Genomic DNA, 21,351 nt, shown 5'->3' on the forward strand with positions numbered 1-21,351 from the left:
TTCGGTGAGGGGGCGGCGAGTTGGTCTCAGTTCGGACTGTCGCCGCGCACGCAGATGATGACGACGCCGGCGATAGTTCATGCCAAGGCGGTGTTGGTGCAACTCGCGTCTTTTGGTGAAGGCGCCGACCCGAAATAGGCGACCTCGGTTGTCACTGGGCAAACACCGATGTCGATATCCCGAATACCAGCGCTCCCAGTATTCCAAGGATCATGGGGCATAGCGTCACATCAAGCGCTCTGGCAAATAGCGCGGTCACGATAGCGGCCGTTAGGAGTTGAAATGCCACGGTCGGAGCCACGCCAGCAAACACTGGGGCGATAAACGCGATAAGAACGCCAATGAAACTTGATGCCAATGCATTGACTGTGCGCCCGGCTGGATCAAAACCGTGTCCAACACAGCTTCCAACTAGAACTGACAGACAGAGAAATGACATCGCCTAGTTCTGAACGTCATCGCGGCTCGGCCGCGCGGGCGTACTTTTGATGTCTAATTGGTTGTTCTCACTTTTATCGATCGCTGTCGACTGCGGGGTCTGACTGCCCGGAGCCGTATCGGCTTGCTTCGCGCTCGGGTTGGCCGATGGGCCTGGCGCGGAAGCGGACGTCGCAGATTTGTCTGGATCGATATGCCTGCCCCACATTTCAACGCCGAGCCATCCTACCGCGGAAAGGACCAACGCTGCGACGAGTACGATGAGCACTGGCTTACCTAACGCAGCTTGCCTTGCTTCTGCGGCGCAAGCGGTGTTGCGTGCTCGTTCTTGATGGTTGTCATTGGGTCGGACTTCCTCGGTGCTATTCCTCAGCACGGCGGGGGATGAGTTTGGATATCGCAAATGGCTGTGAGAGCAGGCCCGCGTTAAGCGGGCCGCTCTCTTCTCAACGCTGCTATTTGCTATTCTTGTGGCTCTGCTCGCCAGCTTTCACGTGCTGCTCGTGTGAGCCGCCACGCATACCGCCGGATTCGCTTTTGGAATCCGATCCGGATCCGGAAGCTTTTTTCTGATCGGCAGCCTTAGCGTGTTGGTCGGGAGAGCCGCCACGCTTGTCGTCGGATCCACTCTTCGAGTCCGAACCCTTATGGCTCTGGGATCCTGTTTTCGAATGCTGATCGGATGAGCCGCTTTGGTTGGCCATTGTGTTTCCTCCATGAGGACCATGATTGGCCTCACACGATAACCAGCTCGTCTATGCATTGTTCCTTACGAATGCGGCGGTTATCGAAAAGGCTGCCGATCAGAACGCCCAACCCCTAAAGATCAAGCGGCGCCCATGCAGAAGATGAGCGCCGAAGCAAATGGCCCGCGCGACATATAGAATGCGACGGATTGGAAGCGGGGTGAGCTGGACGGTCGGTGGAAACAAGGAGAGCACCACCCGGTTTTCCTTGAAAGGACTAAGCATTCACTAAACCAGCACCTGGTGATGTGGTTCACGCCGTCAATGTCTCTATCGGGTGAGACCCCAAGGGAAGCCCACTGCAGCGACGACGCCCACTGTAGCGAGTGGCCGCTCCTTGATGATCGTTTTGAGGTCTTTGAATACAGTTCGCGCATCCGCTCTTGCGGGGGAAGCGGGCGGGTCGACATCGGGTTTGGCTTTCGTTCGTTCGGCCTCGTCGGGGTCTGTTCGACCGGAAGGAATGCTGGTGCGGATCATCGAAAGAGGGTCGGAAGCTGGAAAGGAATCTTTGAGACCCTTATCGAGGTCGCTGTCGGCGGCGCGATCGCGCTGAAGTGCCTGTTCATTCTCCATCGACTGCACTGCGGCGAGGTCTTGGGATCGTCTGGCACAATGGTTTCCTCCGGTTGGTCCCCGTTAACCCACGCAGGGTGTCGAAGTTCCGCCGATCCGAATCTATGTCGGATATCCCGGAAGTTGTCTTGTCTGGATGGGTCCTTAAATACCCTTAGAGGAAGCAAAGGAGCACGGCCATGCACCAACTCATACTGGTGGATGCCGATGTGGCCCAGTCAGGTTTGAGGCGAGCGGAGAACCGTTTTGCGCGACCTACTGCCACTGCGGCGATTGCCGAAGGGCAAGTGGCGCACCCGTCGCCACATTCGTTGGATTTATTGCCAGCGACGTGTGTTTTCAAAATGAGAGAGGGGCTACCTGTGGAAATCATCCCCTTCAGCGAACCTTCTGTTCGACTTGCGGAGCTCCGATCGCATACGTCGACTCTCGGCTGGATGATCAGATTTTCTTCATGTTGGGTGCGATGTCCTCCGTACAACCTGATACCCCGAAGCCACGGCTCGTCGGCATCGACCACGTCTCCTTGGAGGTCGGCAGCATCGAAGAAGCGGTGTACTTTTACGGCCGGATCTTCTCGTTCGAGCTCAGAGGAACGCACAAGGGCGACAGCGAAGAATGTGTGATGGCTTTCATCGATATGGGGACCAATTCCTTGCTTTGACCAAGGGCCGACACCAGGCCCCCGAATACCAATAGGCACTTCGGTCTCGTTATAGACGATCGGCCCAAGGTCGCGTCGATCGCAACGAATGCGGGATCTGTCCTGCTGGAACGACCCTTTCTTGATTTCCTTTACCCCTGGGGCAACCGGATTGAGGTGGTCCAATACGACGAAGTCGAGTTCACGAAGACAGAGGGCGTGTTGCACAGGCAGCACCCATGTCGGAAAGTCCGCGGCGATCCAACGTGAAATCGAGAAAAAGGCATGAACTGAATTTACCTGGTGAATGCTGGTCGGTGCCCGCAGGAACGCGACCAGCTGGAGCCGGATGGGATCGGCCCCGCCATTCAACTCTTTCGGTGACATACCGTTCCGACGCTAATCCAAAGGATGATGTCGTTGACCGAACCAGACGCCACGCCGTAACCGCGACCCCTTCTCAATTCGATGCTCGATATCCACTTCACCGGGGTTGAAGGGAAAGTCGCCGTCACGCCGCGGATAGGAGTTTCCAATGCGAGTGACGACGCGGTCATCTTGCCAGTCGAGCGATGAAATTGCCAATATAACCTGTCGCCAGCACCATCATCATGTCGAGCGATGGTTTGAATTGTTCGAAGCGGAGTCGGACGCGAAGACGCACAGAAGCTGTGCGATGCGGCCGTCGGGTTTACAGAGGTCACCGGAAGGCCGACGATATCGCGACCATTCGGATGGGATGCGCGCGTGAACGCACCCACTTCAGCCAGTATGCACTAACCGCGAAGCGAACGATTACTCACATCGACGACGCCGACACGAGACCGATCGTAGGTTTCATACCGCTGGGCTCCTGTCCGCCATTCAAAGCCGTTCTGACCTCCTCCTCGTTCCATCCGGCCTCAACCGCGGAGGAAATAATATCGTGCTCCTTTTCGGCATTTGAAGACTTCGAGACTTCGTCCAGACGCCTGCGCGCCGTTTCCAGACACTGCCGAAGGTTGTCGGCTCTGGCGGGATCGTCAGTCGCGTGACTTGGGGATGCAACGTAGGTCATCGCGGTATCTCCAATTGGATGTTCTTCAAGCGGTTCCGTGCTTTGAGCGTTCAAGCTGACGCTCCAGTTCAATGTTTTCGGATGGATGATCGCCGCTCCGCAACTTGCGCCGAGCACCCTTTATCTCCTTGGCTGACACAGTAACACGGGTACTACTGTCGTCGGCAATGCCAGGTCGACTTTGGGCGATGCTTTCCTCCTTCGGGCGGTCGTTCGGACCGTTTGTGATCTTGGACATATTGCGCTCCTTTCCCAACACAACTCCCTGGCCGCGATGGTGTTCCGCGCGGTCGGAAGGTGCTCGGTTTTCGCGCCGGAGCCTCCAGGGCTGGAACGACGAGGGCGGTAGGAGGTTTAAAGGTCGACACCCGGTCAAGGAGGAAGACATGAGGAAAAAAAACCGCAACGCGGCCTCGGGAGCGGGGGGACTCGCGCCGCGAAGTCGAAGGTTTAACAGGTCGTTTTGACTAACCCGGCGGTTATCAATGCCATCCGCGGGTGAAACGCGCGTTCCAAAGGTTCGCCGCGCAGCGCGCGGAAACGCGTCACAGTAACGTTTCCGTAGACAATGGCGCTGGCGATCGACACGCCGCGGGAATTCCGACCGGATCGCTGGGCGCGAAGAAGGGCTTGAATGGTGGAGCGAACAGAAGAGGAAATCGCAGATCGCCGAGCGCGTCGCGCCGCACGCCGACAAAAACAGCGTGAAGGTAATGTCGATCGGGCCGCGAAAATGCACCAAGCGCGCCTTGCCACTCCGCGCGGCGTCGAAGTCGCAACCGGGGATCGTCAGGCGGGACACATCTATATCGGTTGCTCGGGGTGGTACTATTGGCATTGGAAAGGGAAGTTCTATCCTGCGGATGTCCCGTCGAGCAAATATTTCTCGATCTATCAGGACCACTTCAAAACCGTCGAGCTCAACGCTTCATTTTATTCGTGGCCCACAATCGGAGCGGTGAAGACCTGGATCCGACAGGCAAACCCTGGTTTCGTTTATACCGTCAAGGTCTGCGAGCTGATCACTCACATCAGGCGGTTCGTGGATACAAGAATTCTGATCGAGGATTTCGGGTATATCGCCGACCTTCTCGGGCCGCAGATGGGATGCTTTCTGTTCCAGCTGCCGCCGAGCGTCCGTTACAGTCCGGAATTGTTGCGCTCCGTATTGTCGCAACTTGACCCCCGTCGCAGGAACGTCGTCGAATTCCGTCACGTGAGCTGGTGGAATGAGGATGTGTTCAGCGCCTTCAAAGCAGCTAAGGTGATTTTCTGCTCTTGCAGCGGACCTCGATTGCCGGATCAGCTCGTGCGGACAACCGATGACATCTACGTTCGGTTTCACGGGATCAAGCAATGGTATCGCCACGATTATGCCGATGCCGAGCTCATGGTGTGGGCCGAGCGCATAAAGCAGTGCGGCGCCAAGACCGCGTGGGTCTATTTCAACAACGATCGCGACGGTCATTCCATCAAAAACGCACAGCGGTTGTCTGAGCTGCTCAGCGAAACCCCATCGAACTAACGAAATAGGCGGTTTGCTTTTGGGGGCGACCGACCCGGTAACGTCGAGTTACTGGCGCGACCATCGTTCTTGAGGGGCCACGGAACAAACGCCCATTCCCCTGGTTGAGGATAGAGCTAGCGGTTGTTCCGCTGCCCCTTTTGGAGGAATCCCCATGCCCAGCGACATCAACTCAAAACCTGGGGGCGATGTGTCACCGGTCGCGTCATCCAACGGCGCCGACGGTAGTGTAATCAAGACCCCATCAGCAGACCTACACGAGCTTAAAGACAAGGTCCGTGACGATGTGACGGTAGTCACGGAGGCCGTCAAACAGAGCGCCGATAACGCCATGCAGAAAGTGGAGGACACGGTCGCCGAACAGACGACCTTCGCCGCCCGCCAGGTCGGCGGAATCGCAACGGCTCTTCAGAAGGTGGGTGCCGAACTCGAAAACGGTGAGCAGGCGTCGATCGGCCGCTATGCCACGCAAATCGGCGAAAGCGTTCGATCAATCGCGGACAACATGGAAGGCCGTGATCTCCGCGAAATAGCTGCAATGGCCGAGGACTTTGGCCGCAAGCAACCGTTGGCCTTTCTCGGCTTTGCGGCCCTTGCGGGCCTGGCAGCAAGCCGATTCCTGACCGCGTCCGCAAGTCATCCTACTTCTGGTACCACGCCAACCATGGCGATCGCCTCTGATGATTTCAGGTCCCCAGAGGCTAGCTACGTCGTGTCACGAGGAGGGCAGAACAATGGTTAGCTCGACCGACAATATCCCTTTGTCTGAACTCCTCGGGGGCCTTGTCTCCGACGTCTCGGGTCTTCTGCGGAAGGAGATCGATCTCGCAAAAACAGAAGCTTCGGAAAAAGTATCGAAAGCTATGACCGGCGTTGAGGTGCTGGTGATCGGCCTTGTCCTTGCAATCGGCGCGGTCGGCGTTCTGTTGAGCGCTGTGGTCAGTGCTTTGGCGACTGTTATGGTCCATCAAGGCATGGCGGAAACGACCGCGCACGCGTTGTCTGCCCTGATCGTCGGGCTCGTAGTAGCGGGCCTCGCCTGGGCACTGGTTTCAAAGGGCATCGCAACATTGCGTGGCGCCGCCTTCAAGCTGGATCGGACAAGTGCTTCGCTTCGCCGCGATGTCGACGTCGTCAAGGAGAAAATGTGATGGACAACCTATTGGAAAAATCCTCCGCTGACATCCAGCTGGAAATCGATGCAGATCGCCGGAGGATCGAAGATCGACTCGACGCCATCCAGGAGCGGATGTCACCTGGACAGCTCGTCGATGAGGTGCTCGCCTATGCCAAAGGCAGCGGGGGTGGAGAATATGTCAGCAACCTTGGTAAAGCGTTGAAGGCCAACCCTCTTCCTGTCGCGTTGATAGGCGTCAGCCTGACATGGTTGATGGCTAAGCAGGGAAGCTCGGCAATGACGCCGGCCTCCAACAAAGCATCGCTTCAGAGATATCCTCTCTATTCCGCTCGTGGAACAATACGGCGCCTTGGCCCACCGGAAGACATGGAGGGTGCGCGCTACAGTCACTTCACCGATGACGCTGGTCAGCAATTCAAGGCATTGACGGACGAGGCGGGCCGTCGAGCCGGCAACTTTGTTGATGCGACGGGACAGGCATATCGCGGCTTTGCCGATGCGACAGGTAAGCAAATTACCCAGATCGCGGACGAAGCTGGATCAATGCTTGATGCATCAACTGGCTGGGCATCGGAAAGCTGGCAGCAGGTGAAGGAAACAGCTAGCAACATTGGTCAGAAGGTCAGTGATGCAGCGAACTCGGCATCCAGTTCAGTATCAACGGCGGGTTCGACAGTCATGGACCAATCAGCTCGCCTCAATGAGGCCATCCTGAAGCAATTTCGAGATCAACCCTTGGTCGGAGGTGCGTTGGCTTTCGCGGTAGGTGCCGCGATCGGCGCAGCGCTTCCACACACCGATCAGGAAGATCAAGTCCTGGGGGACGTATCTGACTCTGTCAAGGCCAACGTCGCTGCGACAGCCTCCGATCTCGTCGATCAGGGAACAGAAATCGCGTCGGACGTCTACGACAAAGCTGTCAACGTCGCATCCGACGTCCATGACGCCGCAAAGGATCGGATCGCCGAGGAAGTTGACCGTGTGAAGGAACAGAACGCGACCGAACAATAGGCAGGTTGATGAGCGCGCTTTGCGGTGTTCGCGGAAGATGTCCTTCAATCGTCGCCTGAGGGGCAACAAGGAGCTACGAATGCGATGACAGCGCGCGACAGGGAGTATCCGAATACCGTTGAAGGCGTGGACGGCGCTGACCGAGGACGCCAGGCCGATACTCCAAACCAGATTCCAGTTAAAGGACTACGCGACGTGTTCTGGCGCGTAGTCGAGTCTGTCATCGCAGATCGGGTGACCTTGATTGCCGCGGGCGTTACCTATTTCCTTTTGCTGTCTTTATTCCCGGCACTCGCCGCTCTTGTCGCTCTTTATGGGTTTATCGCCGATCCCACGTCAATCATGGGTCACATCGGTTTTCTCGCCAGTGTATTTCCGCCGGGTTCATTCGATCTCATCCTCAATCAGCTTACAACATTGACGCAGCAGAAACCGTCGGCACTCAGTTTTGCTTTTGTCGGCGGTCTGGGCGTTGCGCTGTGGAGCGCCAATAGCGGTATGAAGGCGTTGTTTGACGCCATGAACATCGCCTATCAGGAGGAAGAGAAACGGAGCTTTCTATGGCTCAATCTTTTGTCTCTGATGTTCACGATTGGCGCCTTGTTTATCGCCATTGCTCTTGTTACGGCTATCGGCTTACTGCCTGCACTGCTGGCTTATTTTTGGCTCGATCGCTGGCAGGAGCTGCTGGCGCGCTTTGCTCGGTGGCCTTTTATCCTCATCTTCCTCGGATGTGGGATCGCCGCCATCTACCGGTATGGACCCAGCCGCGAACGCGCGAAATTGACATGGCTGAGCTGGGGCGTCGCATTCAGCACGCTGTTATGGCTCGCTGCTTCCATCCTGTTCTCCTTCTATCTTGAGAACTTCGCGAACTACAACGCGACCTACGGCACACTCGGCGCACTGATCGGATCAATGGTGTGGGTTTGGATATCCGTCATCATTTTGATTGTCGGAGCAGAGCTCAACGCCGAACTTGAGCATCAGACGGCGCGTGATTCCACAACCGGAGCACCTTTACCGATGGGCGAACGCGGCGCTTTCGTTGCTGACACCGTCGGCAAGACTTCGGATTGAGGTCTTTTCGCTAATTCGAAAGCCTTTGCGGTCAATCATCGCCGCCGTACCTGCCTTGATCAGCAGTTCTGCCGTGTCACGAATGATGCTTGTGCAGGTGGATTATTTGGGAAGCCACAGAGTCCGGATCACTGCTATCCGGATTGATACCTGCTTCGGGACGCACAATATCAAAAACTTGCTGGCTACTTCCGCGTATGATCAATCATATCTGAGCGTGCTCTAATCTGTTCCTGAGTAGTCGGGGCCAGTGTCAAGTCAACATTATAGGGCGGCAAAACCTGAACATTGCGCCAAGCGTTCGGCCGGAAGGTGTCGACCCGCCTCACTGGCCTTTTGTTTGCTGAGCCGCGCGCGATTAAACATGTCATAATTGGTCTCCTTGGCGCTCGATAGAATTTCTATCATGCTTATGAGACAATCTTCGCAACTGATAATAGTTCCCTCCGTGCGACATTCGCGTGGATGCAATTTCGAGAGCAAAAGACTCCTACGATTATACGGTCCGCCTAGCAGCGGGCATCCTCAATATCGCGTTGGTGGAACCAAGCAATCCTTGGAGGGTTACTGTTTTGGCCGTTTGGCGTCATCCGCCGGACGAGGCCGATAACCACTATCAGGGGATTTCACATGGAAAACGCAGGAATCGGCTGGATCGCCGCAATCATCATCGGCGGCCTCGCCGGCTGGCTCGCCGAAATGTTCATGAAGAGCAACATGGGTGTGCTCATGAACGTCCTTCTCGGGATCGTCGGCGCGGTCGTCGCGAACTTCATCCTGTCTTTCTTTGGCGTAGTCCTGGGCGGATGGCTAGGCTACCTGATTGCGGGCTTTATCGGCGCGTGTATTCTTATTGCTCTCGCCAGAATGGTCAGGCGTACCGCCTGAGAAAAAGAGAGGCGGGCCGTGGCTCGAAAACCGCAAAGCGCTCCGAGACTTGAGCCCTGGCGCCTAGCCATGCCAGGGCTGGTCGCCAATTCCGGGATGGTCATGAGAGCGATTTCGGTCCTGCCATCTTCAAGGTTTACCAGCGAGGCAGGGACTTTCCGCCCTTTGGTTGGTGATAGATCGGTTCAAGCTTAGTCAGAGAGCGATGCTTGTCGGTTTCACCAGGAGGTCGCTCCGTGGTCGGGTGAGTGCGCCGTTCTCCGATGCCCTTTCGGGCTGCCGTCGGTGCATCTAGTGGCACGCTTGGTAAGCATGTTTTGCGCTGAAGGGGTCGCTCTCCAATATGGTGTTGCAGGTGGATAGCAGGAGCTTCGAGACAGTAAAGATTCCGGCACGATGATCGTCACAATCCCACGATGTATCTGACACTCCGGCAAAGCCGCTCACTCCCTGTAGCTTCCTCATGGCCGCCGCGCCTTCGACGGGCGGCGCCGGCGAATCGAGGTGAAGTTTTCACCAGTTGTCGAATGTCGGTTCGTAGGTCTGACAGTTATACAGGCGGCAGCTACCGCCCTTGGCAGGAACGTAGTCTTCAGTGGCCACATCGCTTGGATCGCAGTAGCCGCTGTCGTTAACATAACGATCGTAGAGTGTTCCCGACCCCCGCGATCCAGGATGGGTGATAATGACCGCTCCCTGCCTTGCTATCATGCTGCGAAGCTCCCGGCACGTATGGCTAGTCGCGCTTACGCGCGATATCGCGGAAGCGGGACCAACTCCGCAGGCTAAAAATGACAGCGTCACGAGGACAAAACTGAAGAGGGCGATCGATTTCATTGTAGGAATCCTTTGCGCTACCATGCAAAACGAGCGCGCAAGGCCATAGTTCCCCGCTGCGATCTGCGAGCGGGAGCTGTATAAGGCGAGGGCCAACTCAGGCCCGGTCATGCGCCTCGACGGGATGGATATGAAACGAGCGCTTGAGGGGATCGACCTTGTGACTGAAAACAGCCACTCATAGCACCTCCGGCCGGACATAGGGTGGCGCTTATCGCACTTTTGCTGTCGAGATCGCGACCCGCCGCAACCGAGGCTTGTCCGGATACCCGTTCATGTCCGCCACCGGCCAGGGTGATTTAACTGTCCTCGCCGTACCTGGTTCGACGTATATTCTTTCGATGGCAAATATATGGGATCCGCTGATGGGCACGGAAGTTGACGAGCCTGGAATTTGGATATGGTCTATTGATGAGGACCTGGTGTACGGCGATACGACGTTGGCCCGTCTCTTTGGGCTCGACCCCACCGAAGCAATCATTGGCCTACCGTCCGCGGATTATCTCATCAGAATACATGCGGATGACAGAGAGCGTGTCGCTCGGGAGGTTACCGACGCTGTCGTTACCGGGTCATCATATTTTGCAGCGTATCGAGTACGCGATTATCTTGGGATGACACGTCGCGTTATCGCGCTTGGACGTTGCTTTCGAAACCGGGCAGGTCATCCGGTTCAATGTGCCGGGATCACCTACCCAGTGGACCTCATGATTTAGGGGGCTGCCTACATTGCGATAGCTCCCAACGCGTCATGCTACCTGGGAAGCATCTGGCATGACCAGACGCCGACCGGCGCATCGCGCGTCAACGGCGAAAAGCGAGGTCCCGGGTACTGGCCGCGTCATATTCTCTGGGGAATACCGTTGTAGCCCGACATGTGGCGGGAGGCGGGTTCTCCTCGTGAAAGCAAGCGAGATTTTCGAGCCAGATAACAACGTCGTCTGGAATTTCGATCTCCCCTGATTCCAGCGCCTCGATCCAGGCGAGATCGCATTGAAATGCGTTGACGATGTCGATGGATGTCCAACGAATGGTACGTAAGCATTCTCTGAGTCGGGCAGGGGTCATGTCGAAGCCTCCGGGCCTGTCGTGGCTAAGGCAGAATATGGGTCATCGCTTGTGCATTGCAACATGAGAACTTTCTTATCAGATGCTGTCTCTACTGCGGCCGGCGAATTCGGCGATGGAAACGTCTCGCGAGTTGCGGACTGGACAGAGGAGGGCATTGCACAACCCGACGACTTCGCTACCCAAGGCGGCTGCAACCAGATCTAGACTACCGGCGCACCCGAATGTTCCCGATCACCCCAGAAAAACTTGTGTTGACGGACCTGTTTTCCGCAAGATGCCATCTCTGGAAAGGCGGCTGTTGGTTATGGGATGGCCCGCCCTTCCGAGGACATCGGGTATGATGTCGTTCTCTTGAAGGGAAGGAGCCAAGCCATACAGATTTCCATATTGTATCGACATTGGGAAGAACAGCTGCAGCGTTGTTGAGGTAGATGACCGCGGTAGTGTGGTTGTCCGTCGAACGATGCGCCGGCTGACATTGATCGAATTCGTTGAGAAGCTGCCAAGCTGTGTTATTGCGATGGAGGCCTGCTGTGGCGCTCACCATCTTGGCCGGCTCTTTACCGCCAGAGGTCATGAGATCCGGCTGATGTCGCCGGAATATGTCCGCCCCTATGTCAAAGCACAGAAGAATGATGACAGAGATGCCGAGGGCATTGCTGAGGCGGCATCTCGCCCGACGATGCGATTTGTCGAACCGAAGAGCCAGGAGCAGTTGGATATCCAGACGTTGCATCGGGTTAGATCGCGGTTGGTTGCGGAGCGAACGACCTTGATCAATCAGCTCCGTGCGGTTCTTCTTGAGAGAGGTTTCGTATTCGCCGCAGGCCGCGTGAAGTTCGAGAGCGCTCTGAATAGCCTCCTCGCCGAAGCTGATGAGATCCTGTCTCCGGGGATTCGCAACGTGATCATCGAATTGCGGGACGAATGGCGAATGCTTGACGAGAAGGTCGAGGCGTTGAACGCTGAGTTCGTATCGCTCGCCAGGCAGAACAGCGCGATGCGCCGCTGACATCGATTCCGGGTATCGGTGTGCTCAATGCTACGGCACTCGTTGCCGCAATTGGTGACGCCGGTAGTTTTAAGCGTGGCCGAGATCTCGGAGCATGGTTGGGCCTTGTGCCACGACAGTTTACAACCGGCGGCAAGGCGCACCTGCTTGGAATAACAAGACGCGGCAACACCTATCTGCGAACCTTGCTGGTCCGCGGCGCTGGAGCGGCAATGCACACGCTCAGTCAAAGTGACTCCACAATCGGGCAATGGCTCCAGACTATGTTGTCCCGAGGTGTCCAGCGCAATGTCGTGATCGTGGCCCTAGCAAACAAGCTCGCGCGTATCGCCTGGGCGGTGTTGCGCAAGGGGCAGCCCTATGAACGGGCCTATGGCGTAGCGGCAATCTGAGTTATTGGTTGTCAGAAGCGCAGCCTACGATGTTTGCGAGTGGAATGGAGATGGCCTGACAGTTAATCGACGTTCAGATAGCCCAGGCGCGGAAATGGTTCATTGAAACCGTGTTGGTTCGAACGTGCGGATATCCATCTTGGCTACGGCCTGACCGTAAGACCGAATACGTTGAAGCAGACTGCACAGGAATCTAAAAAACAACTTGCAAACAGGGCGGGCCATACGTTTCACGCAGAACTGAGCCGGTTATGGAGTGAAACCCTCGCAGCTCACCACGAGCTAGCGCGGAGACGTGCACGAAAAACGTCCCCACCGCTGTCGTCGGGGGTGATGAAGCCAAAATAATGAAGGGGGCCGGGGCCTCGATGAAATCGCTCCTTTCTTGCCTCGGCGCGCAAGTGTCTGGTAACGGGCGTAAGCCTCCTTCGACGTACACAAAGTCGATAGCCTGCCAGCAGGAAAATGCGGACCTTGAGCGAGTCGAAAGCTGCCTCCTCTGCCTGACTGGGCCATGGTGGGTTGAGGTCGTGTCCGACAAGGGCTATCTGGTGCAGACCATCAGCATATTCTCTTCAGACAACAGAGTGCTTCCCGGCATGATCCCAGATTTTCTCGTAACCCATTCCGGTGGCTTCCATGCCGACGAATTGCTGTCCAGCGTCATCTTGACCCGACTTTTCCCACGGGCGCGTCTGATCCGTAGCAGAGAACGGGAATGGACATCCCCATCCCAGGATCGCATCGTCTATGATGTGGGCGGCGTCTACGATGCAGCAGCGCACATCTTCGATCATCATCAGCGCGGCGCGCCGCTGCGTGACGATGGCCAGCCTTACAGTTCGTTCGGATTGATCTGGAAACATTATGGTCACGATTATCTTGTCGCTTCGGGCGTTCCCAGAAAGGATATCGAGGCGATCCATGGCTCGTTCGATGCCGGCTTCGTCCTGCCCGTCGATCTGGTCGATAATGGCGCCCTCAGCCCCGCAACGGCAGGGCCGCTGGCAGGGCTAACGCTGCCGGCTCTTCTGGAAACGCTGAAACCGGTTTTCGACGAGCCCGACGTTGAGGCCGACGATCGCGCGTTTCACGCGGCGCTCGCCGTTGCCCGGTGTTTCGTTGAGGCAAAGATTGCCCAAATTGCCGCAAAATCCCGGGCCGAGAAGCTTGTGCTTCAGGCAATCTTGAATACGGGGGAAGGGCGCGTACTGGAGCTTCCGATCGGCATGCCGTTCCGCCCCGCTGTTGTGAAGTCCGGCGCCGACCACTTGCTATTTGTCGTCCATCCGCGGGAAAAGGACTGGTGCCTGACCGGTATCCGCCGTGCAGATGAGGGGTTCGAACTGCGGGCCGATCTGCCGACAGCCTGGGCAGGCCTCACCGGCGATGATCTGGAGGCGGCATGTGGCATAGAGGGGGCGAGCTTCTGCCACAACGGCCGCTTCATTGCCGCTGCCCGGACCCGTGAGGCCGCTCTGGCCATGGCGGAGTTGGCGGTGAGGGAGGCTCTCTCCGACCAGCAGACATCGATGGCCGAAAAAGACCTCGTGGAAACCTGATCACTCCGGTCCCGCTGACCAATCTCTGATGTGGACATTACGCGCTCGCGCCGCAGCCCCAGAGCTGGGCGCCGACCCTTATGGAGTCGGACTTTGTGAGGACATGCGCATCAGCATATAACGTCTGTGGTCCTGTCGCCCGAAGAAGACCGCCAGGATGCGAAGGAGCCGATCGCTATCATCAACCTCAAAATAAAACACAGCCTGACACTTTGTGACCTGACGCATGCCCGAGCCGAGTTCAGGCCGAAGGGTTCCTTGATGTGGCAGTCGCGCCAGGCCATGCATGTCTGCTTCGATAGATCGAATTCGAAGCACCGCGCGCTCGAATGCATCCGGCAGAGGATCTCCGAGTGCGACGTAGGATTGGACCAAATGATCGAGGATCAGGCCGAGATCGCTATCGCACGCTGCCGAGCGTACGATCTCATAGACCATACGCGGCTTTCTTTGCCGAAAGCATTTCCTCGATGCGACTTTGGCTTTCTTCGATTGTCAAAAACTCACCTGCTTGACGATCAGAGAGTAAATTCCTAAGTGCGGCGAGCTCTGCTTCTTTCAGCTGCGTTTCTTCCCGAACAAGTTCAAGGCCATGCTGTACCACGGCGCTCAGGCTTGCAAAGCGTCCATTTTCCACGAGCTTGCGGGCAAAAGACTCCTGGCGGTCGGAAATGGATATCGAGGCTTTTACGGACATTGAGTCTGCTCCTTTGTTCGAAAACAAAATACTACTGAGTAGCATATCATTCAATAGCCGCGTTGATAACGCCTTCTGCAGCTGCGGCTGCGTGGGCTCTTCCGCAAGACTATGAAGGCTGGACATTGCGGATCGCACGATGACGCTAGCCGGAGACTCGGAGCTTCGGATTTCAAAGGCTCCGGTCGCCCAAACAGATAGCCTTGGAATGCCGTGACGCCGGCGATCTTCACCAACTGATGGTGGTGCTCCGTCTCGATCCCTTCGAACTTATCGTTGTCGAAACCGCTCGGCTATATCTTGAGCAGATCGAAGCGCTGTCCTCTCGAATTGCCAGTTGGAGAAAGCGCTCAGGTCGGAAGCAAAAAGCTCTGAGAACACAACCCGATTGATGTCCATGCCCGGGATGGGGCCGATCACCGTCATGGCCATCGAGGCCTTCGCTCCCACGATGACAACATTCCGAAAGGGCGAGACTTTGCCGCTTGGCTCGGCCTGGTGCCTAAACAGCATTCGAGCGGTGGGAAGCAAGTACTAGGCCGAACGTCCAAGATGGACCAGCGCGACATCCGACGGCATGGCTGGCACGCATGCTGGAGCGCAAACCTCGCATGCTTGTTGCGATCGCTCTCGCAAACAAAATGGCTCGGTCAATCTGGGCGATGAGGACGAAGAATGAGAACTAGGGATTCCGGTCTCGCCGCGGCTTGGCAAAGCGCTGGGCTGCGGCGAGGACGAATCGTCGGCGTGTGAGGACGTCAGCGAACGGTAAGGACAAAGATCGGTGAGAGTGGGTCTGGGAATGCATCCGGATCAGTGAGCCACGAGCTCGCAGAAGTGATTTGCACCAGATCCGCGTAGCTCCATAGCGACGTGCCGATTCCGGCAAGATAGTCGCGCGACCGCCAGCCAATTTTGCAGCAGCTTGCTGCAAAATTCGATTTCGCCGAGATCATTGTAGCCGTCGTTTGGGACGGCATCGATCTCGTATCTCTTGCGATCAGGAACGTAGCCAAAGAGGGCTAAAAATTGGCATGGGACTCAGCCGTGGCTGGGCAAGGCAAGCCTACCCTGAAGCATTCGGTCGGATCAGTCAGTTCTAGCGAAAAGCACTCAAGAGATATGTTGGGGTCGCCACGGACAGAAACAGATCCTGCTTTTCTGCCTCCGTGGAAGAAGATAACACACCCGTCTCGACAAGGACGGATGCAAGCCCCACGCCTTGTGCGCCAAGAATATCGTGCTCGACACTGTCACCGATACAGACGACCTGCCGACGGTCGGCTGCGGATGCCAGCGTGAGGGCGAAATCATATATTTCGCGATACGGCTTCCCGAGCCATCGGACGTCGCCGCCGAGTGACTCATAGAGCTTGGCGATACTGCCAGCGCCTGGAGCGATCGATCCACCCACAAGTTTATGAATGTCAGGATTCGTGCAAAAACACGGCAGCTGCCGCTGCGCCGCAGGTTGAAGGAGCTGCCGATAGTCATCCATCGAAATGCGTTCGGCCTCGCTGCCCGATATCACCAGTAAGTCCGCTTCCAATGCCGTCTTGGCGACCTTCAAACCCAACCGTTCCGCAAGGTTGGTATCATCGCCACTCGAGATCGTGAAACATAGAGCCCCTGACTTGATCGGTGAATCCGCCGCGGACAGAATCGAAAAGGCGACGTCCCCGGATGTCACGAAATGATCAAAGCTCGATGCCGAAAACCCCAGCTTAACGAGGCGTTTCGCGTTGTATTCTCCGCTTCGGCCCGAATTCGAAAGGACCACAACAGTCTTGCCCGCATCTTTCACCCGTTGCAATGCCGAGGTTGCGCCGTCGTAAGCACCGCGATCGTCCCGAAGGACCCCGAACTGGTCAATGAAGAACACGTCGTATAGCTCGATAAGCGCATCGAGAGTTATTCGCGGAACGGTTATCACTCGGCTGTCCTTCGCCTTGCCAAAATCAGAGAGGCAGTCCCGACGGCGGCGTCGGCCGACTTTGGCTGCACCAGATCGATCCCGAGAGCTTCGGCTCTCATTCTAGCCCAGACCTGGTTCTTGGCTCCGCCGCCGACAGTCCGAAGGCTTCGCAACTGAGGCCCGCCAAGCGATCGAAGACGCTCGTACCCCAAACGCTCAATCTCGGTCATGCCTTCCAAAATAGCTTGAAAGAATTCCGCATCGTCATGTGGTCTTGGTGTAAGGCGAGGAGGGTAGGTGGGATCGTTGATTGGAAATCGCTCGCCGGGTTTCAACAAGGGGTAATAGTCGAGACCCGTCGGCCGATCCGGGCGAAGGCGCTCCGTCAATTCTGAAAGACGTTCATCGCCGACGAGAAAGCGAATGACGGCTCCGCCACTGTTGGATGCTCCACCTATGAGCCAGAAATCGAGGACACGGTGAGCATAGACACCATATTCCGGCGCGTTGATTGGCTGATCAGATGCGAGCTTGAGCACAATCGTTGAGCCAAGCGCTGTAACGCCATCCCCGACTTCCGAAGCCCCGGTCGCAAGAAAGGACGCACAGCCGTCTGTTGTTCCAGCGTGAAAATGGCATGATGCAGCAACGCCCATTGTCCTGGCGTATCCCTCAATTTCCGTAAGTCGCTCCCCAGCGGGCTTGACGGATGGAAACTTACCAATGTCCATTCCCGCGAGCTCGACCCACTCCGGCCACATTTGTCGCTGGAGATCATATCCTGACTTCAAGGCATTGTTCTCATCCGACACCACCGACGGTTGTCCAAGTTTCATCAAGATCCAGTCCGCCTGATGGACAACGTGGCAGGCACCTGGCGCTCGCGACAGGTAAATCGAGCGAGCAAGGCCGGAATTGGATCCTCGCGCCGGGCTGTCTGAGGGCGCTGTCGCAGCGATCCGCCGTACGATGTCATCGTCCGGACAAGGATCATTGTACATCAGGACTTCGCCCAGGGCCTGACCATGTCTATCAAGCGACAAAACAGTGCCAGAGGTGCCGTCAACGGCTATGCCTTCAACGGCACCTAAATCGGTAGTCCGCGACAATTCCTCCAGGCAGTGAGATATACGTTCCCACCATACATCGGGCCGGCGAGCTTCGTGAGGATTATTAAATCGCGCTTCGGTCAAAGCGATTGCTTCACCGGCGGCATTCACCGCGACTGCCCGGGCGCCAGAGGTTCCAATGTCCAGACCGATGGCAATCGCTTCTTCGGAATTTGCCATCAGGCTGTCATTCCCGCTGCTTTACGATCGAGCGCTTGCCGATATTGTTCGGCCTCCCAGTGCGTCAATTCGTATTCCTGCTCGGCAGTGAGATAGCTCACTTTCTCCCCTTCAGGAATACGGGTTACAACTTCGGCCAGGCATCGCGCCATCGCTTCGCCACCTTGCGTCAAAGTTCCCGAGAGCAAGACACCGACACCGGGGACGAGTATAATTTTGGGCGCCTCTTCCCCTTTGTCTGCGTAACTTTGAGCAAACTCGATCGCCGACCGATCATCGTCGAGCACACCGATCTTCGTGCCTAGGAAGATTACATGGTCAGGGTACATCGAACCGCCAAGCGCGAAAGCCATACTGATGGGGCAGAGGGCGGTTTTATGGCTGCCTGCATCCGAGGCAGGGTGATAATCTGATCCTTCCGCGATCGCGGCCAGGGCTGTCATGTCGGGATCGGGTGTTTTCCTGGGTGTGATCGACAAAGCCGCCGTCACCTGTTCCACTCTGTCGGCAACTTGCTCGACATTGTCACCACAAACAATGATTCCGTGATTGAAGAGTGTGAGCACCACTGGCCGAGCCTTGGCAACCTTGTCAATTTCGAGCGCAAGCGGCGTTCCGGGTCGACGATAAGGTATCGTGGTCCAAGGCAAGTCGGGTATCCTGGCCATCCTTTCGGCCAGCAGTTCCTCACGACGCTCCAGTACTGATAAGGCGATTGTGTTCACGCAGTGATAGTGGGCTACTACCGAATTCATCAGTGCGGCATGAAAACTCGTTTCAATTGAAGGGCGTAAGCCGCTGGTGTTGAGATCCGCGACAACGAAGTCAATTGACTTCTCGGCCCTCGGATCGCCTTGACGCAATGCGTCGACCAACGGGTCGACGACAACAGGAACCATGATGTCGCGCTCCCCGGCATGGGCGAGCCATGTCCCTGACGCTTTCACCCACATCACCCCTTCCGCTTTAATCGATGTGTTACCTCCGGCTCCTTGCGTCTTCAGGATGTCCGACCCGACCTGATTTGAAAACTGGAGAAACCGCGCGAACTCCTTAGTCTCGGTGATATCGCCAATGGTGGTCATTTTAGCGCTTCCTCCTCCTGTTCATTCGCATGCGGAAGCCACCCGGGGTTGGGTGATCAAACTTTCCGCCCAATCCTATAAACGTGATCATATATCGTCAATGATGAAGTTTCTGCATCTAATATCTTGCTAGATGAGCTCCGTTGTGATTATTGTTAATCAAAGGCGCAGGGAGAAGCGCCAATGGGAGGCTACGTTGAACGACTCCGATCGTCACCGGATGATCACAGATCTGTTGCGTGAGACGCCGTTCGCGAGTGTTCGTGACCTGCAGGAACGCTTGGGCGTATCTCCCGCGACCATTCGTCGTGATATCGACAAGCTTCACGAGATTGGCAAAGCGCGAAAAGTCTACGGCGGGATCTCGGCCAATGAGGCAGGCGGCGCGACGCGGCTTTCGGCCAAGCCCTATGACGAAAACCGGGACATTGCTGTTGAAGCAAAGCGAGCTATTGCCGAACTTGCCGCAGGCCTGGTGCGTGATGGTGACTCCATCATCGTGCATGCTGGATCAACCTGTTATCAACTCGGCATCCAACTGGCGCGACGCAATGTCCGCCTTTATACAAATTCGATGCCGCTGGCCGCCTATCTTGGCGAGCATGGTAGTTGTCACCTGACACTCGCCGGCGGTGAGCTGTACCGTGAGCCGGGAATTGTCCACGACCCGTCGGGTGGCGTTCCGAGCTTTTTTGCGTCGCGTTTCTTCGTAGGAACCCAAGGGATCAGTAGTGATGGTCTACTTGAATCCCATCCCTTGCTGACCAAGGCGATTAGAGAACTGAGTGAATGCGCCGACGAGATCATCCTTCTTGCCGACAGTCGTAAACTCTCAATTCAGCCTCGCAACATCGTGTTGCCGCTGTCGCGCATCGGAACGATCGTCATTGACGATGGGCTTTCCGACACCGGAGCGAAAATGCTCGAAGAGGCTGGTATCACTATTATGATTGCGACCGTGGGAGGACAGAATTGACCGCCCGCGCTGCAATTGCCGTTTTTGATCTGGGAAAGACAAACTCGAAGCTGTTTGTGCTGTCGCCTGAGGGACGCGTACTGGATCAGAGCCGCACGAAACCACGATGGCACGATAGTAATGGCGTTCGCGTCCTAGACGACGCTGCGCTGTTTGAGTGGATGCGCGGCGCATTGGCGTCCGCCGTCGCGGATCACGATGTCGGCAGAGTTATGTTCTCAGGGCACGGCTGCACCTTCGCACTCGTGGCCGGAAACGAACTTTCCCATCCCATCCTCGATTACGAGCAAGAACCACCGCTCGAGATCGCGCGGAAGATCGACGCGCTCATACCGGACTACTCGGAAACCTATTCGCCAATCCTGCCTCTTGGTTTCAATTACGGGCGACATATTCTGTGGCTGAAAGAGAGAGACCCTGCACTCGTCGACAATACGGACACGATCCTCTCCTATCCGCAATTTTGGTCTTGGCGGTTCTCGGGTCGAAAGGCTTCTGAGGTTTCTTATCTCGGCTGTCATTCCCATCTGTGGGCCCCCTTGGCAGACGACTTCAGTAGCTTGGTGGATCGCCAGGGTTGGCGGGACAAGATGCCCGGTTTTGCGAAGGCTGGTGAGCAGCTCGGTACGTATCGTATCGAGCTTGAAGACGGAGCGGTTGCAGACATCGCGGTCCATAATGGCGTTCATGATAGTAATTCGGCTCTCCACTACTACCGATCGCTCGGCTTTACAGATTTCACACTCGTCTCAACCGGCACTTGGGTAGTCATCTTCAATTCGTCGTGCCCGCTAAGTGCGTTGGACAAAACACGAGACATGCTTGCGAACGTCACAGTGGAGCATCGGCCAGCGCCAACGATCCGCTTCATGGGAGGGCGCGAGTTCGACATCGCGAGATTTGGCTGGTCGAAATCGATATCTTCCCAATCCATTTCCTCGGTCATCGCAAAAGGCATATTTGCTCTCCCCTCGTTCGCCCCGGGCGGGCCGTTTCCGGGCGCTGAAGGGCGTTTCGTAGGCCCTGAGCCAAGTGATGAGGAGCGGGCGGCGGCAGCGCTTATCTATGTCGTGCTGATGACCGATCATTCGCTTGACTTGATCCGCTCAAGCAACCCGATCGTTATTGACGGCGGTCTCGTTAAGACCGGCCTGTTTGCTGGTCTGCTTGCGGCACTGCGTCCCGGACAAGCCGTCTTTACGAGCGCTAATGCCGAGGGCAGCGCGTTTGGTGCTGCTGCTCTGGTGTTCGAGCAGATTGGCGGAAAGCCTTTTCCCGACGAGACAAAGGCTGTGGCTTCGGCCGACGTGTTTGGCCTGGATGCTTATCGGCGGGCGTGGCGAGGTTTGATCGAGATTGATCAGGCTCGACAGGGCGAAGCTGAGAAGAAGGAGCTTCTGGCATGAAAACGAC

20 protein-coding genes and 2 pseudogenes are annotated in these 21,351 nt (G+C 56.5%); 13 read left to right on the forward strand and 9 right to left on the reverse strand.

Annotated elements, in window-relative coordinates; translation table 11 throughout:
- Positions 1-893: 893 nt before the first annotated feature.
- Positions 894-1,142, reverse strand: a complete 249-nt coding sequence (locus tag DTW90_RS31500; RefSeq protein ID WP_149343495.1) for a hypothetical protein — start codon at positions 1,140-1,142, stop codon at positions 894-896.
- 312 nt (positions 1,143-1,454) lie between these two features.
- Positions 1,455-1,760 carry a hypothetical protein gene (locus tag DTW90_RS31505; RefSeq protein WP_149343496.1) on the reverse strand — a complete coding sequence of 102 codons (306 nt, stop codon included), beginning with the start codon at positions 1,758-1,760 and terminating at the stop codon, positions 1,455-1,457.
- 148 nt (positions 1,761-1,908) lie between these two features.
- Here DTW90_RS31505 and DTW90_RS31510 point away from each other — a divergent pair, with 148 nt between their 5' ends.
- On the forward strand, positions 1,909-2,424 hold the full coding sequence (locus tag DTW90_RS31510; RefSeq protein WP_149343599.1) for a GFA family protein: 516 nt from the start codon (positions 1,909-1,911) through the stop codon (positions 2,422-2,424).
- 778 nt (positions 2,425-3,202) lie between these two features.
- On the opposite strand, the gene DTW90_RS31515 is transcribed toward DTW90_RS31510, so the two are convergent.
- On the reverse strand, positions 3,203-3,460 hold the full coding sequence (locus tag DTW90_RS31515; RefSeq protein WP_149343498.1) for a hypothetical protein: 258 nt from the start codon (positions 3,458-3,460) through the stop codon (positions 3,203-3,205).
- A 25-nt stretch (positions 3,461-3,485) separates the two neighbouring features.
- Positions 3,486-3,698, reverse strand: a complete 213-nt coding sequence (locus DTW90_RS31520) for a hypothetical protein (RefSeq protein ID WP_149343500.1) — start codon at positions 3,696-3,698, stop codon at positions 3,486-3,488.
- A gap of 396 nt (positions 3,699-4,094) precedes the next feature.
- On the opposite strand from DTW90_RS31520, the gene DTW90_RS31525 reads away from it, so the two are divergent.
- The 9 genes and pseudogenes from DTW90_RS31525 to DTW90_RS31580 all read left to right on the forward strand — a co-directional run bounded on the left by DTW90_RS31525 (position 4,095) and on the right by DTW90_RS31580 (position 13,976).
- A complete protein-coding gene (locus tag DTW90_RS31525; RefSeq protein WP_149343502.1) occupies positions 4,095-4,985 on the forward strand; it encodes a DUF72 domain-containing protein in 891 nt (296 codons plus the stop codon).
- A 154-nt stretch (positions 4,986-5,139) separates the two neighbouring features.
- On the forward strand, positions 5,140-5,727 hold the full coding sequence (locus DTW90_RS31530) for a nutrient deprivation-induced protein (protein WP_246665126.1): 588 nt from the start codon (positions 5,140-5,142) through the stop codon (positions 5,725-5,727).
- Positions 5,720-6,136: a phage holin family protein gene (locus DTW90_RS31535; RefSeq protein ID WP_149343504.1), complete on the forward strand. Its 417-nt coding sequence runs from the start codon at positions 5,720-5,722 to the stop codon at positions 6,134-6,136. Before DTW90_RS31530 ends, DTW90_RS31535 begins: the two co-directional genes overlap by 8 nt.
- Entirely contained in the window at positions 6,136-7,134 is a 999-nt protein-coding gene (locus tag DTW90_RS31540; RefSeq protein WP_149343506.1) for a DUF3618 domain-containing protein, read from the forward strand. Before DTW90_RS31535 ends, DTW90_RS31540 begins: the two co-directional genes overlap by 1 nt.
- Before the next feature lie 84 nt (positions 7,135-7,218).
- Positions 7,219-8,214: a YihY/virulence factor BrkB family protein gene (locus DTW90_RS31545; protein ID WP_149343507.1), complete on the forward strand. Its 996-nt coding sequence runs from the start codon at positions 7,219-7,221 to the stop codon at positions 8,212-8,214.
- 630 nt (positions 8,215-8,844) lie between these two features.
- Entirely contained in the window at positions 8,845-9,102 is a 258-nt protein-coding gene (locus tag DTW90_RS31555; protein WP_149343511.1) for a GlsB/YeaQ/YmgE family stress response membrane protein, read from the forward strand.
- Between the two features lie 1,112 nt (positions 9,103-10,214).
- On the forward strand, positions 10,215-10,655 hold the full coding sequence (locus tag DTW90_RS31565) for a PAS domain-containing protein (RefSeq protein WP_149343513.1): 441 nt from the start codon (positions 10,215-10,217) through the stop codon (positions 10,653-10,655).
- A gap of 746 nt (positions 10,656-11,401) precedes the next feature.
- Positions 11,402-12,414, forward strand: a pseudogene (locus tag DTW90_RS31575) (IS110 family transposase).
- A gap of 599 nt (positions 12,415-13,013) precedes the next feature.
- Positions 13,014-13,976 carry an MYG1 family protein gene (locus DTW90_RS31580; RefSeq protein WP_149343604.1) on the forward strand — a complete coding sequence of 321 codons (963 nt, stop codon included), beginning with the start codon at positions 13,014-13,016 and terminating at the stop codon, positions 13,974-13,976.
- 78 nt (positions 13,977-14,054) lie between these two features.
- Here DTW90_RS31580 and DTW90_RS31585 read toward each other — a convergent pair whose 3' ends face one another.
- Positions 14,055-14,414, reverse strand: coding sequence for a type II toxin-antitoxin system RelE/ParE family toxin (locus DTW90_RS31585; protein WP_149343517.1), 360 nt, complete (start codon positions 14,412-14,414; stop codon positions 14,055-14,057).
- Positions 14,404-14,673 carry a type II toxin-antitoxin system ParD family antitoxin gene (locus DTW90_RS31590; RefSeq protein ID WP_149343519.1) on the reverse strand — a complete coding sequence of 90 codons (270 nt, stop codon included), beginning with the start codon at positions 14,671-14,673 and terminating at the stop codon, positions 14,404-14,406. Before DTW90_RS31590 ends, DTW90_RS31585 begins: the two co-directional genes overlap by 11 nt.
- A 254-nt stretch (positions 14,674-14,927) precedes the next feature.
- On the opposite strand from DTW90_RS31590, the pseudogene DTW90_RS31595 reads away from it, so the two are divergent.
- A pseudogene (locus DTW90_RS31595) lies at positions 14,928-15,359 on the forward strand (transposase); the annotation flags it as partial.
- A 413-nt stretch (positions 15,360-15,772) separates the two neighbouring features.
- Here DTW90_RS31595 and DTW90_RS31600 read toward each other — a convergent pair.
- Genes DTW90_RS31600 through DTW90_RS31610 form a run of 3 tightly spaced genes read right to left on the reverse strand, consistent with a single transcriptional unit; the run spans position 15,773 to position 18,962 of the window.
- Positions 15,773-16,606 carry a TIGR01459 family HAD-type hydrolase gene (locus DTW90_RS31600; protein WP_149343521.1) on the reverse strand — a complete coding sequence of 278 codons (834 nt, stop codon included), beginning with the start codon at positions 16,604-16,606 and terminating at the stop codon, positions 15,773-15,775.
- The gene (locus DTW90_RS31605) at positions 16,603-17,877 is read right to left on the reverse strand and encodes an FGGY-family carbohydrate kinase (RefSeq protein WP_149343523.1); all 1,275 of its coding nucleotides are present in this window, start codon (positions 17,875-17,877) and stop codon (positions 16,603-16,605) included. The genes DTW90_RS31600 and DTW90_RS31605 overlap by 4 nt, the downstream gene beginning before the upstream one ends.
- Entirely contained in the window at positions 17,877-18,962 is a 1,086-nt protein-coding gene (locus tag DTW90_RS31610) for a class II aldolase/adducin family protein (RefSeq protein ID WP_149343525.1), read from the reverse strand. The genes DTW90_RS31605 and DTW90_RS31610 overlap by 1 nt, the downstream gene beginning before the upstream one ends.
- 196 nt (positions 18,963-19,158) lie before the next feature.
- Here DTW90_RS31610 and DTW90_RS31615 point away from each other — a divergent pair, with 196 nt between their 5' ends.
- Positions 19,159-19,938 (forward strand): DeoR/GlpR family DNA-binding transcription regulator, encoded by a 780-nt coding sequence (locus DTW90_RS31615; protein WP_149343526.1) that lies wholly within the window; start codon positions 19,159-19,161, stop codon positions 19,936-19,938.
- Positions 19,935-21,344, forward strand: coding sequence for a carbohydrate kinase (locus tag DTW90_RS31620; protein ID WP_149343528.1), 1,410 nt, complete (start codon positions 19,935-19,937; stop codon positions 21,342-21,344). The genes DTW90_RS31615 and DTW90_RS31620 overlap by 4 nt, the downstream gene beginning before the upstream one ends.
- Positions 21,345-21,351 lie beyond the last annotated feature (7 nt).

The sequence above is a fragment of the Neorhizobium sp. P12A genome (assembly GCF_008365395.1).
Classification (GTDB): Bacteria; Pseudomonadota; Alphaproteobacteria; order Rhizobiales; family Rhizobiaceae; genus Rhizobium.